Origin of the sequence: Pseudomonas sp. NPDC089554 (genome assembly GCF_050280645.1) — a bacterium.
Lineage (GTDB): Bacteria > Pseudomonadota > Gammaproteobacteria > Pseudomonadales > Pseudomonadaceae > Aquipseudomonas.
This window is the reverse complement of the sequence record NZ_JBNNVR010000026.1, coordinates 45,553-59,473: the sequence shown is the minus strand read 5'-3', so window position 1 is coordinate 59,473 and position 13,921 is coordinate 45,553. Positions and strand designations below refer to the sequence as shown.

The window sequence follows — 13,921 nt, the reverse complement described above, 5'->3', positions numbered from 1 at the left end:
CCGATAACGCGCCAGCCGCGAGGCCAGCTCGGCAGGCAGTGCCTCGGTGGCGGTGAAGCCCTGGCGTTGATAGAAGCCTTGCAAGTCGGGGTGGCCAAGCAGCAGGCCGCCCAGTATGGTCGGCGCACCATTCTGTTCGTCGATGAGGTGCACCGCTTCAACAAATCCCAGCAGGATGCCTTCCTGCCCTACGTGGAAGACGGCACGCTGATTTTCATCGGCGCCACCACGGAAAACCCCTCTTTCGAGCTGAATAACGCGCTGCTGTCCCGTGCTCGGGTCTACGTGCTCAAGAGCCTCGATGAGCCTGCGCTGCGCAAGCTGGTCGACCGCGCCCTGATAGAGGAGCGCGGCCTGGGCAAGCGCCAACTGCGGGTGGGCGACGAAGCCTTCCAGATGCTCATGGCCGCCGCCGACGGCGATGGTCGGCGCATGCTCAACTTCCTCGAGAACGCCTCTGACCTGGCCGAGGATGGCGGCGAAATCGACGTGGAGCTGCTGCAAAGCCTGCTCGGCGACAGCCGTCGTCGCTTCGACAAGGGCGGCGAGGCGTTCTACGACCAGATTTCTGCCCTGCACAAGTCGGTGCGCGGCTCCGACCCCAATGCGGCGCTGTACTGGTACGCGCGCATGCTCGACGGCGGCTGCGACCCGCTGTACATCGCCCGCCGCGTGGTGCGTATGGCCAGCGAGGACATCGGCAATGCCGACCCGCGCGCCCTGAGCCTGTGCCTGTCGGCCTGGGACGTGCAGGAGCGCCTGGGCAGCCCCGAAGGCGAGCTGGCCGTGGCCCAGGCCATTACCTACATCGCCTGCGCACCGAAGAGCAACGCCGTGTACATGGGCTTCAAGGCGGCCATGCGCGAAGCGGCCGAGCACGGTTCGCTGGAGGTGCCGTTGCACCTGCGCAACGCCCCGACCAAATTGATGAAGCAGCTGGGCTACGGCGAGCAGTACCGCTACGCCCACGACGAGCCGGATGCCTATGCCGCCGGCGAAGACTACTTCCCCGAACAACTCGAGCCGCGTCAGTATTACCAGCCAGTGCCGCGCGGCCTGGAACTGAAGATCGGCGAGAAGCTGCGCCACCTCGCCGAACTCGACCGCACCAGCCCTACACGCCGGAGAAAACCTTGATTGCACTGATCGCATCCGTGAGCGTCGCGGGTATCGCCGGTACTTTATTGCGCTTCGCGGCCGGCAACTGGGTCAACGCCCACTGGCCACGGCACTTCTATCTCGCTACGCTTGCCGTCAACCTGGTGGGGTGCCTAATCATTGGCGTGCTGTACGGCCTGTTCCTGACCCGCCCCGGCGTGCCGATCGAAGTGCGCGCGGGGCTGATCGTCGGCTTCGTCGGTGGCCTGACCACCTTTTCATCCTTTTCACTGGATACCCTGCGCCTGCTCGAAAGCGGGCAGGCGCCATTGGCTTTCGGCTATGCCGCGGCCAGCGTGCTGGGCGGCCTGCTTGCAACCTGGGCCGGCCTGGCATTGATCCGAATCTGAACCACACACATATAACGAGAGAACGATATGCTCGATTCCAAACTGTTACGCGGCCAACTTCAGGAAGTGGCGGATCGCCTGGCCTCACGTGGCTTCAGCCTGGATGTCGCGCGCATCGAGTCCCTGGAAGAGCGCCGCAAGTCGGTGCAGACCCGTACCGAGCAGCTGCAAGCCGAGCGTAACGCTCGCTCCAAGTCGATCGGCCAGGCCAAGGCCAAGGGCGAGGACATCGCCCCGCTGATGGCCGACGTCGAGCGCATGGCCAATGAACTAGCCGCTGGCAAGGCTGAGCTGGACGATATCCAGGCCGCCCTCGACGGCATTCTCCTGGGCATCCCCAACCTGCCGGACGCCAGCGTACCGGTCGGTGCCAGCGAAGACGACAATGTCGAAGTGCGCCGCTGGGGCACTCCGAAGGCGTTCGATTTCGAGATCAAGGACCACGTCGCCCTGGGCGAAATCAGTGGTGGCCTGAACTTCGAAGCTGCTGCCAAGCTGTCCGGCGCGCGCTTTGCCGTGCTGCGTGGCCCAATTGCCCGCCTGCACCGCGCCCTGGCGCAGTTCATGATCAACCTGCACACCGGCGAGCATGGCTACGAAGAGGCCTACACCCCATACCTGGTGCAGGCTCCGGCGCTGCAGGGCACTGGCCAGCTGCCGAAGTTCGAGGAAGAGCTGTTCAAGATCAGCCGCGAAGGCGAAGCCGACTTCTATCTGATCCCGACCGCCGAGGTATCGCTGACCAACCTGGTCGCCGGCGAAATCGTCGATGCCAAGCAGCTGCCGATCAAGCTGGTCGCCCATACCCCGTGCTTCCGCAGTGAAGCCGGTGCCTCGGGCCGCGATACCCGCGGCATGATCCGCCAGCACCAGTTCGACAAGGTCGAAATGGTCCAGGTGGTGGAGCCGTCCAAGTCGATGGAAGCCCTGGAGGGCCTGACCGCCAACGCCGAGCGCGTGTTGCAGCTGCTGGAGCTGCCGTACCGCGTGCTGGCGCTGTGCACCGGCGACATGGGCTTCGGCGCGGTGAAAACCTACGACCTGGAAGTGTGGGTACCGAGCCAGGACAAGTACCGCGAAATCAGCTCCTGCTCCAACTGCGGCGACTTCCAGGCCCGTCGCATGCAGGCGCGCTGGCGCAACCCGGAAACCGGCAAGCCTGAGCTGGTGCACACCCTCAATGGCTCGGGCCTGGCCGTGGGCCGTACCCTGGTGGCGGTGCTGGAGAACTACCAGCAGGCAGACGGTTCGATCCGCGTGCCTGAAGTGCTCAAACCGTACATGGGTGGCGTCGAGGTCATTCGCTAAATGAACTACCTGCCGCTGTTCCACAAGTTGCGCGGTGGTCGGGTGCTGGTTGTCGGCGGCGGCGAGATCGCCTTGCGCAAGGCGCGCCTGCTGGCCGATGCCGGCGGCATCCTGCGCGTGGTGGCGCCGGAGGTCGACGGTCAGCTGGCTGCGTTGGCCAGGGAAGGTGGCGAGGTGCTGGTGCGTGGCTATCAGGTCGGTGACCTGGACGGTTGCCGCTTGGTGATCGCTGCCACCGACGATGCCGCGCTCAATGCCCAGGTGTCGGCCGATGCCCAGGCGCGCAGCCTGCCGGTCAACGTGGTGGATGCGCCAGCGCTGTGCACGGTGATCTTCCCGGCCATCGTCGACCGTTCACCCCTGGTGGTGGCGGTGTCCAGCGGTGGCGACGCGCCAGTGCTGGCGCGCTTGATCCGCGCCAAGCTGGAAGCGTGGATTCCCTCCACCTATGGCGAGCTGGCCGGGTTGGCCGCGCGCTTTCGCGACAAGGTGAAGACGCTGTACCCGGACGTCAACCAGCGACGCGGCTTTTGGGAGACGGTGTTCCAGGGGCCGATCGCCGAGCGCCAGTTGGCTGGCCAGGGCGGTGAGGCCGAGCGTTTGTTGCAGGCGATGGTCGATGGCGCGCCAGTGCAGCAGGGTGGCGAGGTGTACCTGGTGGGTGCCGGCCCTGGCGACCCGGACCTGCTCACCTTCCGCGCGCTGCGTCTGATGCAGCAGGCCGACGTGGTGCTTTACGACCGCTTGGTGGCCCCGGCCATCATCGAGATGTGCCGACGTGACGCCGAGCGCATCTACGTTGGCAAGCGCCGCGCCGACCATGCCGTGCCCCAGGAGCAGATCAACCGCCTGTTGGTCGACCTGGCTCGCCAAGGCAAACGCGTGCTGCGCCTGAAGGGCGGTGACCCGTTCATCTTCGGCCGGGGTGGCGAGGAAATCGAAGAGCTGGCCGAGGAGGGTATTCCCTTCCAGGTGGTGCCGGGGATCACGGCGGCCAGTGGTTGTTCCGCCTATGGCGGCATTCCGCTGACCCACCGCGACTATGCCCAATCGGTGCGTTTCGTCACCGGGCATCTTAAGGACGGTTCCAGCAATTTGCCGTGGCACGATCTGGTAGCGCCAGCGCAGACCCTGGTGTTCTACATGGGCCTGGTAGGCTTGCCGACCATCTGTGCCGAGCTGATCCGCCATGGTCGTGCGGCCAGTACCCCGGCGGCGCTGGTGCAGCAAGGCACCACGCGCAACCAGCGGGTGTTCACCGGTACTTTGGCAGACCTTCCGGAGTTGGTGGCGCGCCATGAAGTGCATGCGCCGACCCTGGTGATCGTCGGCGAGGTGGTGCAGTTGCGCGACAAGCTGGCGTGGTTCGAAGGTTCGCAGCAAGGCGATTGATCGTTGGGGCCGCAAAGCGGCCCCAACTATTTTAAGCCTGCCAAATCCCTTTGCCCGCCAACCGCTCCCTGTCATGAGGCAAGCTGAAGTCCTGCAACGGCCCCTTGGGCACGATGCCAGTCGGGTTGATGGTCTTGTGGCTCATGTAGTAGTGCTTCTGGATATGCTCCATGTCTACGGTGCCCGCCACGCCCGGCCACTGGTACAGCTCGCGCAGCCAGTTGGAAAGGTTCGGATAGTCGGCCAGGCGGCGCAGGTTGCACTTGAAGTGCCCGTGGTACACCGCATCGAAACGTACCAGTGTGGTGAACAGGCGCACATCCGCCTCGGTCAGGTACTCACCGGCCAGGTAGCGTTGGCGGTCTAACAATTGCTCCAGGTGGTCCAGCTCTTCGAACACCTCGTCGAACGCCGTTTCGTAAGCCTCCTGGGTGGTAGCGAAGCCTGCCCGGTAAACACCATTGTTCACTGCCGGGTAGATGCGTTCGTTGAGCGCATCGATAGTCGCGCGCAGCGGCTCGGGGTAGAGGTCCAGGCGGTTGCCGGTCAGGTCGTCGAAGGCACTGTTGAATATGCGGATAATCTCGGACGACTCGTTGTTGACGATGCGCTTTTCCTGCTTGTCCCACAGCACGGGCACGGTGACGCGGCCGGTGTAGTGTGGGTCGTCCTGGGTGTAGCGCTGGTGCAGGTACTGCAAGCCATCCAGGGCGTCACCTGTGGAGCCGTGCTGGGTGTCGAAGGTCCAGCCCTGCTCGAGCATCAGCCAACTGACCACCGAGACATCGATCAACGGCTCCAGGCCTTTGATGGCGCGCATGATCAGCGTGCGGTGGGCCCAAGGGCAGGCCAGCGAGACGTACAGGTGGTAGCGGCCGGCCTCGGCGGCGGGCAGTGCATTGCGACGCTGCGCGTTCTCGCGGCGGAAGGCGCCGTCCTTGCTGTTCTGGTACCACTGGTCATGCCAGCGGCCTTCAATCAAAAGGCCCATGCTGTGCTCCTCGAAACCCGATTGTTTGTCGTTGGAGCACAGTCTAGGGGAAACCGTTCGAATGAATAGCGCAAAGACTGCGGGGGTTCTATCGGTTTACTCGATGCTTTTGCGCGCCGCCCAATACCCGCGTGCGGTCTCGAAGGCTTGCTCACGGCCTTGACCGAGGCCGCGCAGGGCCAGGGCCATGGTCGCCACGACGGCCATTTCGCCATAGCTGTTTTCGGCCTCGCCACGCCATACTGCCAGCAGGTGCTCGGGCTGCAGCGACGCCGGTTTGACGTGGCGTTGGGCGCTCAGGGCTGGCCATTCCTCGTCCCACGCCTCGCCGCCTGCCGTGCCGTACAGGTGGCTGGTCACATCGGGATTGACCTCGATCTCACCACCGTCGCCCTTGATCACCAGGGCCGGGTCGCCGAGCAGGCGGCTGGCCTCGCGGTGCACGGCCTGGTAGCCGGGGTGGAAGATGCTCTGCAGGCCGCAACGCGCCGACAGCGGGTTGAGCACGCGGGCCAGCGAGTGGATGGGCGAGCGCAGGCCGAGGGTATTGCGCAGGTCGATCATCCGCTGTAGCTGCGGTGCCCAGTCTTGCAAGGGGAAGAAGGCCAGGTTGCGCGCATCCAGGGCCGAGGCCACCGCTTGCCAGTCGCGGCACAGGGGAATACCCAGCAGCGTCAGCAATTGCTCGCTGTACAGGCGCCCTGCGGTGTGCGCGCCGCCGCCATGCATCAGGATGCGCACGCCATTGCCTGCCAGGCAGCGAGCGGCCAGCAGGTACCAGGGCAGGTGGCGTTTCTTGCCGGCGTAGCTGGGCCAGTCGATGTCGACGGCGATGCGCGGCGCCTTGAGCTGGGCGCGCAGGGCCTCGGTGAAGCCGGCCAGTTCCTCGGCGCTCTCTTCCTTGTGGCGCAGCAGCATGAGGAAAGCACCGAGCTGGGTGTCCTCGACCTTGCCCTCAAGCAGCAGGGTCATGGCGGCGCGGGCTTCCTCACGGGTCAGGCCGCGCGCACCGCGCTTGCCCTTGCCAAGGATGCGCACGAATTCGGCAAAGGGGTGTTCGGCCGGGGTTTCCAGGAGTAGCGGGCGAGGTTCGGTCATATGCAATTGGTCGGCTTGGGCAGGCCCGCCAGCTTGGCGGCGAGTTTGGCGGGGGTGCCGTTGAACAGGCGGTTCAGGTGCGGGCTGTTGCCCTTTTCCGGGCCGAGCTTGAGCGCGGTGTACTTGATCAGCGGGCGTGTGGCGGGCGACAGCTGGTACTCGGCGTAGAACTGGCGCAGCAGTTCCAGCACTTCCCAGTGCTCGGCCGTCAGGGCGATGTTCTCGCGCTGGGCCAGGGCCTCGGCGACAGGGTGCGACCAGTCTTGCAGGTCGACCAGGAAACCATCCTTGTCCAGGGCGACCTGGCGGTCTTCAACGGTGAGTTCGCTCATAGCCAGGTGTTGACCTTGTCGAAGCGCAGCGACAGTTCGACGAATGCCGGGTAGTCCACCGCCTGGGCAGGCTCGCCGTTCAAGGCGCGGGCTTGCAGGTCTTCGTCGAGGGCATAAAGGCGGCCCTCGAGGTTTGCAGCCAGCAGCTTGTTGCAGGGCTCGCTGCCCGCACGCAGGGCGTACACCGCATCGCCGCACAGCAGCAGGCCGTCGTCCTGGCCCAGCAGGCGCAGGCAACTGGCCAGGCGCTCGTCGCCGAAGGGCGAATGGCTGATTACATGCAGGGTTGTCATCAGAGCGTTACCACTTGGTCGAAACGGGCGATCAGGGCCGCCAGGGCCGCATCGTCGAGGATGTCCACCGGCAGTTCGAGGTCGTTCTGCTCAAGGCCACGTTGGCGCAGGCTATGGCCGCAGGCGAACAGTTCCTCGACGCCGAACATCGGCAGGGCTTGCAGGTTGGCGGCCAGGTTCTTCTGTTGCAGCGCGCTGGGTTGTTGGCTGCTGGCGAGCTGGAACACCCCGTCGTCGAGGAACAGCATGCCCAGCGGCAGGTCGAACGCGCCGCCGGCCAGGGCGATGTCCAGCGCCTCGCGGGCCGATGGACCATTCCAGGGCGCCTGGCGGCTGATGATCAACAAAGACTTGGTCATTTCAATCGCCTCCGAAGCAAACCAGGCGGTCGGCAACCTGCGCGGCTTCATGCAGCTGGCCAAGCCCCGACAGTTCCCAGGGTTCGGGCAGGTTCACCGCCGGACGCTGGTAACGGTTGGCCTCGGTGTCGTCCAGCACGCCACGGCGCAGGGCGGCGGCGATGCACACCACGGCGTCCAGGCGATGGTTGTCGACGAAGGTGCGCCACTGCGCCGCGACGTCCAGCTCGTCCTGGGGGGAAACGACGTTGGCTGAGGCGCTGTGCACCCCGTCCTGGTAGAAGAACAGGCGGGCAATCTCGTGCCCACCGGCCAGCACTGCCTCGGCGAAGCGCAGGGCGCGGCGCGAGGAGGGGGCATGGGCCGGGGAAAACACCGCAATGGCGAATTTCATGGAACGCTCGCGTAAAAGAATACCGCCATGATAAAGCAAAAAGCCCGCACCTGTGGGCGCGGGCTTCTATAGGCCAAGGAGTGCGCTTAGCCCTGTCGCTCCTGGCTTTCTGGCAGGAACCAATTCAGCACCAGGGCGCAGATACCACCGGTGGCCACACCCGACTCCAGCACATTGCGCAGGGCTGCCGGCATGTGTGCGAGGAACTCTGGCACCTGCGATACACCCAGGCCCAGCGCCAGGGATACAGCAATGATCAGAAGCGCCCGGCGGTCCAGGTGGGTGCTGGCCAGGATGTTGATTCCCGAGGCCGCCACTGCACCGAACATCACCATGGCCGCGCCGCCCAGCACCGGCTCTGGCACCGCCTGAATCACCCCGGCGACGCTAGGGAACAAGCCCAGTATGACCAGCATGAGGGCGATCCAGATGCCGATATGACGGCTGGCGATGCCGGTCAGCTGGATGACCCCATTGTTCTGGGCGAAGATCGAGCTGGGGAAGGTGTTGAACACACCGGCCAGTAGCGAGTTGGCGCCGTTGACCAGCACACCGCCCTTGATCCGCTGCATCCACACTGGGCCTTCCACGGGCTGGCGCGAGACTTTGCTGGTCGCGGTCACGTCACCAATGGCTTCCAGCGAGGTCACCAGGTAGATCACCAGCATCGAAATGAACAGCGCCCAGGAGAAGCCCAGCCCGAAGTGCAGCGGCGTCGGCACCTGGAACAGCGCCGCTTCATGCATGCCAGTGAAGTCCAGGCGGCCGAGGTAACCGGCCAGGGCATAGCCCACGGCCAGGGCGATGACGATCGCACAGCTGCGCATCCACACCAGTGGAATGCGGTTGAGTATCACGATGATCGCCAGTACCACGCCAGACAGCAGCAGGTTCTCGCCATTGGCGAAGGTGCCGTTGGCCATGGCGCTGAAGCCGCCGCCCATGCTGATAAGGCCGACCTTGATCAGGGTCAGGCCGATCATCAGCACCACGATGCCGGTCACCAGCGGGGTGATCAGGCGCTTGATGAACGGCAGGATGCGTGAAACGCCCATTTCCACGAAGGACCCGGCGATCACCACACCGAAGATCGCCGCCATCACGCCCTCGACTGGGGTGCCTTGCTTGACCATCAATGCGCCACCAGCAATCAGCGGGCCGACGAAGTTGAAGCTGGTGCCCTGAACGATCAGCAGCCCCGCGCCAAACGGCCCGAAGCGTCGGCACTGGACGAAGGTGGCGATGCCGGAGATCACCAGCGACATCGAGACGATCAGGTTGGTGTCCCGCGCCGACACGCCCAGGGCTTGGCAGATCAGCAGGCCTGGAGTAACGATCGGCACGATGATCGCCAACAGGTGTTGCAACGCCGCGAGCAGGCCGATCAATGGACGTGGCCGGTCTTCAAGGCCCAGGACCAGTTCATTGGCAGGCGTCGCTGCGCCTGTGCCTTGTTCGAGTGAACTCATGGGAAAGCTGCCCCGGAAGAAAAAAGGAGCGCATTCTACGGGGCGCGGTGGGTTAGGGATAGAGCTCTGGCAGACAGCCACGAAAAAGCCCGCCGAAGCGGGCTTTTCAGTACAGCCGGTGAATCAGTCGTCACGACCCATGATGCCGAACAGCTGCAGCAGGCTGACGAACAGGTTGTAGATCGACACGTACAGGCTGATGGTGGCCATGATGTAGTTACGCTCGCCGCCATGGATGATGGCGCTAGTCTGGTACAGGATGCAGACCGACGAGAACAGTACGAAGCCAGCGCTGATCGCCAGTTGCAGGCCGCTGATCTGGAAGAAGAAGCTAGCGACCACGGCACCCAGCAGGACGAAGAAGCCAGCGGTGATGAAGCCGCTGAGGAAGCTCATGTCCTTGCGGGTGATCAGCACGTAGGCCGACAGGCCACCGAACACCAGGGCGGTCATGGCGAAGGCCGAGCTGACGACTTCGGCGCCGCCGGTCATGCCCAGGTAGCGGTTGAGGATAGGGCCGAGGATAAAGCCCATGAAGCCGGTGAGGGCGAAGGTGGAGACCAGGCCCCAGACCGAATCACGCAGCTTGGCGGTGAGGAAGAACAGGCCGTAGAAGCCGATCAGCACCACGAAGATGTTGGGGTAGCCGACGCGCATCTGCTGTGCGACGAAGGCCATGACACCACTGAAGACGAGGGTGAGTGCCAGCAGGCTGTACGTGTTGCGCAGGACCTTGCTGACTTCCTGCTGCTCGACCTGCTGGCCGTGTTGTACGATGTAATCCTGTTCGCGCATGGCGACACTCCTTGGGATCCTGGTGGGTTTGAAACGTATGGTTGCAAAGAGCATAACAGAGCCACCACAACCCGCGACACAGAGAGTTTGACAGCTTGTTTCATTACGGTATGATTGCCGCCGCAAAACAGCTGGAAGCGTGGCCGAGTGGTTTAAGGCAACGGTCTTGAAAACCGTCGATGGGCAACTATCCTAGAGTTCGAATCTCTACGCTTCCGCCATATTCAAAGCCCTGATTAGTCAGGGCTTTTTGCGTTTTTGGATCTGTAGAAAACAAAGCGCTTTGTCTCTCTGAACACCCCGCCAATCACCCAAAACACTCCCGCAAGAACCCCACGAACGCCCCCACCCGCGCCGACCGCCTGCGACTCCCACTGAACACCGCATTCACCGGCAGCGCCCGCGGCTGATACCCCTCCAGCACCGCACACACATCCCCCCGGCGAATGTCCTCGGCGAACAGCCACTGCGGCGACAGCGACACCCCCAACCCCGACAGCACCATCTCGCGTATGGCCTCGCTGCTGTTGCTGGTCACATTGCCCTTGATCGGCACCTCGTACACCTGCTTGCCGCGCTGGAACTGCCAGAGGTCGTAGTGCTCCAGCAAGGTAAAGCCGATGCAGTTGTGCGTGGCCAGGTCCTCCGGGCGCGAAGGCTGGCCATGGCGCTCCAGATAGGCCGGTGCGGCGTACACCTGGCGCGGGGTGTCGGTCAGCGGTACGGCGACCAGGCTGTCGTCACGCAATACGCCAATGCGGATCGCCAGGTCGATGTTCTCCAGCAGCAGGTCTTCGTTGTGGTCGCTCAAGCGCAGGTCGATGCGTACCTGCGGGTAGCGCTCCAGGAACAGGTGCAGCCGGGGCGCCAGGTGCAGGCGGCCGAAGCTCACCGGGGCGGCGATGCGCAGTGGCCCGGCCACCCGCTCCTGGCCTGTGGCGAAGCTCAGGGTGGCGGTATCCAGGTTGGCGAGAATGCCCAGGCACTGCTCGTAGAAACCTCGACCTTGGTCGGTGAGGGCCAGCTTGCGCGTACTGCGGGTGAACAGCGGGCCACCCAGGTGCGCCTCAAGGGCCTGGATATGCTTGCTCACCGCAGGCTGGCCAAGGTTCATCTCGCGGGCTACGGCAGAGAACGAGCCACGCTCTACCACTCGAACGAAGGTACGCATGCTGGTGAACAGGTCCATGGGTATTTGCTCGCGCTAAGGAATGAATCATATGCATGTGATCCTTCTTATCGGAATGTAAGAGGGGCGGCAAGCTGGGCTCTCGATCAATTGAGGTCCATGCCATGAAACACACAATGCTTGCCGTCGTCGCCCAAGCCGCCCAACAACCGCTCACGCTTCAACGTTTACCCCGTCCAGTGCCGGGGGAGGGACAGTTACTGCTTCAGGTGCGCTGCGCTGGAGTGAACCCGCTCGATATCAAGATCGCCGCAGGCGCCGCCGCGCATGCCAGGCAGCCATTGCCTGCGACCCTTGGGCTGGATGTGTCGGGGACAGTGGTCGAGGTAGGGCCAGGCGGCGGTCCGTTTGCCGTCGGTGACGAGGTGTTCGGCATGGCCGGCGGCATCGGTGGTGCGCCGGGGGCGATGGCGCAGTACATGGTGGTCGATGCGCGGCTGGTGGCGCCCAAGCCGCAGGCATTGGGCTGGGCCGAGGCGGCGGCGATGCCGCTGGTGTTCATCACCGCCTGGGAAGGGCTGGTGGATCGCGCGCAGGTGCGGCCAGGGCAGCGTGTGCTGGTTCACGGTGGTGCGGGCGGCGTGGGCCAGGCGGCGGTTCAGCTAGCCAAGGCACGGGGCGCGCAGGTGTTCGCCACGGGGTCGGCGGGCAGCCTGGATTTCATCCGCACCCTGGGCGCCACAGCGATCGACCGGGAGGCAGAGCCTCTGGAAACCTGCCTTCAGCGCTACACCGAGGGCGAAGGTTTCGACATTTTCTACGACACCGTCGGTAGCCTGGATGCCGCGTTCCGCTGCGTGAAGGCCTACACCGGACATGTGGTCAGTTGCCTGGGCTGGGGCTCACACAACCTGGCACCTTTGTCGTTCAAGGGGGCGAGCTATTCGGGTGTGTTCACCTTGTTGCCGCTGCTTACGGGGAAGGGGCGCGAACACCATGGCGAGATCCTGCGTGAGGCCGCATCGCTGGTAGAGGCCGGGCAGCTTTCGCTCAGGGTAGACGCCCAGCACTTCGGCCTGGAAGACGTGAACCAGGCCTTCAGGCAAGTAGCCGAGGGGCGAGGCCTAGGCAAGACCGTGCTGCATATTGCGGACCGCTGATCACCCGTCAAGGCGTACTCGGCCGCTGTGGAAACGCCGAGTTGCCGAAGTTATTGCCCATCCGCTGCCCGGTCGCCGACTGGTTGAACAAGCCCAGCCGGTTCGGCGCCTGGCGCGTCACATCGAACGCCTGCGCCTTGCGGTTGGCCTGTGCGGCGCGTTGCCCGTCGCTGTTCTGCAACTGCCTTGTCAGGCAGTCATAGGACAGCGCCCTGGACTGGCCAACCTGTACGTTGATGCAGTTCTTTTCCTCTGCCTGGGCAGTGGCCGCCAATGGCAACAAGGCGACCAAAACCAGACAGGCCCGGCATGCTGCGTTCATGTGGGTTCTCCGCTGAAGGAAGCATCAGTCTAGCCCGGCGGCGTTTGGGCGGGTGTGAACCCTTGGTTGCCAACGCTGTAATATCAGATTCATATCAAGCGGCGAGGATGGCATTTTTCCGGGGAGGCGCCAGGGTGCGTCATAGCCTCGTCAGGCTCATCGTGCTGCTCGTGTTGATGCTGTCTGGCGTCACGCGGGTGCCCGCCGCGCAGCCCATCGCCTTCGATGTTCCGGCGCAATCGCTGGACCAGGCCCTGCATGACTTCGGCCAGCAGAGCGGCATGGCGGTGCTCGTGGACCGCGAACTCACCCGTCAGCGGCGTTCGATGCCGCTGCATGGGCGTTTCGTGCCGCGTGAAGGTTTGCAACGGCTGCTCGAAGGGACTGGGCTCGACGTGCACTACAGCTCGGAGCAGGCCTTCACCGTGCGGCCGATGCGCCTGGAACCGGTCGAGCCTGGCTCGACCAGTGCGGCCAAGACCGGTGTCGGCAGCTACGCGCTGGCGATCCAGCGCTCGGTGGAGCAGGCCTTGTGCCGTTCGCCGATCACTCGCCCAGGTAGCTACCGCGCCGCCTTGCAAGTGTGGATCGACGCTCGTGGCACGTTGGTGCAGACCCGGCTGCTGGCCTCGACCGGCGACCTGCTGCGCGACACGGCGGTGATTGAGTCTTTACGGGCACTGCGCCTGGCGCGCAGGCCTCCGGGTGCGCTGGCGCAGCCGGTGACATTGTTGTTACGCCCTTCGGCTGAGGGCGAGGAAATGGACTGTACAACCAAGCAAGGAGCGTAAGGGGGTATGAAAAAACCTAGGGACACCGCCCTTATCCGGCTGTTTCTGACCTCCTACGATGCCATGAAGGTGCGTCTGCGCCGTCGCCTGGGCTCCGATGACTTGGCCAACGATGTGCTGCAGGAAACCTACCTGCGGGTCGACCGCATGGACGACAGCACCTCACCGGCAAAACCCAGCGCCTACCTGTATCGCATGGCCCTGAACGTGGCTGCCGATCGCCGCGAAGCCGATTCGCGCCTGCTCACCGGCGCCGAGCTCGAAGCGCTGTTGCAGGTGGCCGAGGACCAGGACCCGGCGCGTATCGTCGGTGGCCAAAAGGAAGTTCAGTCGTTGCTCAGTGCGCTCTACGAGCTGCCGAGCCGCCGCCGGCGGATTTTCATCGCCGCTCGCCTGGAAGAGGCCCCGCACCTGGAAATCGCCCAGCGTTTCGGCATTTCCACACGCATGGTCGAGAAGGAACTCAAGGCTGCGCTGACCCATTGTGCCAACCGGCTTGAAAGAAAAGTCATTCAGCGGTTCGGTCCCGGCGCGGGAAAACCGTCTTGATTGATACAGAGCCGAATTCCAAGGGCAGGTC

General features: G+C 64.3%; 17 protein-coding genes and 1 tRNA gene. 8 read left to right on the top strand and 10 right to left on the bottom strand.

The genetic code is table 11. The features are described from left to right. The 4 genes from ACQKPE_RS10780 to cysG all read left to right on the top strand — a co-directional run. Nucleotides 1–1,137, top strand: a 1,137-nt coding sequence (locus tag ACQKPE_RS10780) for a replication-associated recombination protein A (protein WP_427665637.1), incomplete at its 5' end; no start/stop codon positions are given. Further along, on the top strand, nt 1,134–1,508 hold the full coding sequence (gene crcB / locus ACQKPE_RS10775; protein ID WP_427665635.1) for a fluoride efflux transporter CrcB: 375 nt from the start codon (nt 1,134–1,136) through the stop codon (nt 1,506–1,508). The genes ACQKPE_RS10780 and crcB, both read left to right, overlap by 4 nt. Before the next feature lie 27 nt (nt 1,509–1,535). After that, complete coding sequence (gene serS / locus ACQKPE_RS10770; protein ID WP_427665633.1) at nt 1,536–2,816, top strand: serine--tRNA ligase; 1,281 nt, start codon at nt 1,536–1,538, stop codon at nt 2,814–2,816. Then, a complete protein-coding gene (gene cysG / locus ACQKPE_RS10765) occupies nt 2,817–4,208 on the top strand; it encodes a siroheme synthase CysG (RefSeq protein WP_427665631.1) in 1,392 nt (463 codons plus the stop codon). Nucleotides 4,209–4,239: 31 nt separating this feature from the next. Here cysG and ACQKPE_RS10760 read toward each other — a convergent pair whose 3' ends face one another. The 8 genes from ACQKPE_RS10760 to ACQKPE_RS10725 all read right to left on the bottom strand — a co-directional run bounded on the left by ACQKPE_RS10760 (nt 4,240) and on the right by ACQKPE_RS10725 (nt 9,939). Next, nucleotides 4,240–5,199 (bottom strand): glutathione S-transferase family protein, encoded by a 960-nt coding sequence (locus ACQKPE_RS10760; protein ID WP_427665629.1) that lies wholly within the window; start codon nt 5,197–5,199, stop codon nt 4,240–4,242. 96 nt (nt 5,200–5,295) lie between these two features. Continuing rightward, on the bottom strand, nt 5,296–6,297 hold the full coding sequence (locus ACQKPE_RS10755) for a glycosyl transferase family protein (RefSeq protein WP_427665627.1): 1,002 nt from the start codon (nt 6,295–6,297) through the stop codon (nt 5,296–5,298). After that, nucleotides 6,294–6,629: a TusE/DsrC/DsvC family sulfur relay protein gene (locus ACQKPE_RS10750; RefSeq protein WP_427665626.1), complete on the bottom strand. Its 336-nt coding sequence runs from the start codon at nt 6,627–6,629 to the stop codon at nt 6,294–6,296. The genes ACQKPE_RS10755 and ACQKPE_RS10750 overlap by 4 nt, the downstream gene beginning before the upstream one ends. Next, nucleotides 6,626–6,922, bottom strand: coding sequence for a sulfurtransferase complex subunit TusB (gene tusB / locus ACQKPE_RS10745; RefSeq protein ID WP_427665624.1), 297 nt, complete (start codon nt 6,920–6,922; stop codon nt 6,626–6,628). The genes ACQKPE_RS10750 and tusB overlap by 4 nt, the downstream gene beginning before the upstream one ends. Continuing rightward, nucleotides 6,922–7,281: a sulfurtransferase complex subunit TusC gene (tusC, locus tag ACQKPE_RS10740; protein ID WP_427665622.1), complete on the bottom strand. Its 360-nt coding sequence runs from the start codon at nt 7,279–7,281 to the stop codon at nt 6,922–6,924. The genes tusB and tusC overlap by 1 nt, the downstream gene beginning before the upstream one ends. Nucleotide 7,282: 1 nt before the next feature. Next, complete coding sequence (gene tusD, locus ACQKPE_RS10735; protein ID WP_427665620.1) at nt 7,283–7,675, bottom strand: sulfurtransferase complex subunit TusD; 393 nt, start codon at nt 7,673–7,675, stop codon at nt 7,283–7,285. An 86-nt stretch (nt 7,676–7,761) separates the two neighbouring features. Next, nucleotides 7,762–9,144 carry a nucleobase:cation symporter-2 family protein gene (locus ACQKPE_RS10730; protein ID WP_427665618.1) on the bottom strand — a complete coding sequence of 461 codons (1,383 nt, stop codon included), beginning with the start codon at nt 9,142–9,144 and terminating at the stop codon, nt 7,762–7,764. Nucleotides 9,145–9,267: 123 nt separating this feature from the next. Next, a complete protein-coding gene (locus tag ACQKPE_RS10725; protein WP_427665616.1) occupies nt 9,268–9,939 on the bottom strand; it encodes a Bax inhibitor-1/YccA family protein in 672 nt (223 codons plus the stop codon). A 133-nt stretch (nt 9,940–10,072) separates the two neighbouring features. Between ACQKPE_RS10725 and ACQKPE_RS10720 the strand changes: the two genes are divergently transcribed. Next, nucleotides 10,073–10,160: transfer RNA gene (locus tag ACQKPE_RS10720), tRNA-Ser, on the top strand. 86 nt (nt 10,161–10,246) lie between these two features. On the opposite strand, the gene ACQKPE_RS10715 is transcribed toward ACQKPE_RS10720, so the two are convergent. Further along, complete coding sequence (locus ACQKPE_RS10715; RefSeq protein WP_427665614.1) at nt 10,247–11,128, bottom strand: LysR family transcriptional regulator; 882 nt, start codon at nt 11,126–11,128, stop codon at nt 10,247–10,249. Nucleotides 11,129–11,232: 104 nt separating this feature from the next. Here ACQKPE_RS10715 and ACQKPE_RS10710 point away from each other — a divergent pair, with 104 nt between their 5' ends. Further along, nucleotides 11,233–12,228: an alcohol dehydrogenase catalytic domain-containing protein gene (locus tag ACQKPE_RS10710; protein ID WP_427665612.1), complete on the top strand. Its 996-nt coding sequence runs from the start codon at nt 11,233–11,235 to the stop codon at nt 12,226–12,228. 7 nt (nt 12,229–12,235) lie between these two features. On the opposite strand, the gene ACQKPE_RS10705 is transcribed toward ACQKPE_RS10710, so the two are convergent. Further along, nucleotides 12,236–12,550: a hypothetical protein gene (locus ACQKPE_RS10705; RefSeq protein WP_427665610.1), complete on the bottom strand. Its 315-nt coding sequence runs from the start codon at nt 12,548–12,550 to the stop codon at nt 12,236–12,238. 134 nt (nt 12,551–12,684) lie between these two features. Between ACQKPE_RS10705 and ACQKPE_RS10700 the strand changes: the two genes are divergently transcribed. Continuing rightward, nucleotides 12,685–13,341 carry a TonB C-terminal domain-containing protein gene (locus ACQKPE_RS10700; protein ID WP_427665608.1) on the top strand — a complete coding sequence of 219 codons (657 nt, stop codon included), beginning with the start codon at nt 12,685–12,687 and terminating at the stop codon, nt 13,339–13,341. Nucleotides 13,342–13,347: 6 nt separating this feature from the next. Beyond that, nucleotides 13,348–13,890, top strand: coding sequence for an RNA polymerase sigma factor (locus ACQKPE_RS10695; protein WP_427665606.1), 543 nt, complete (start codon nt 13,348–13,350; stop codon nt 13,888–13,890). The last annotated feature ends 31 nt before the right edge of the window (nt 13,891–13,921 follow it).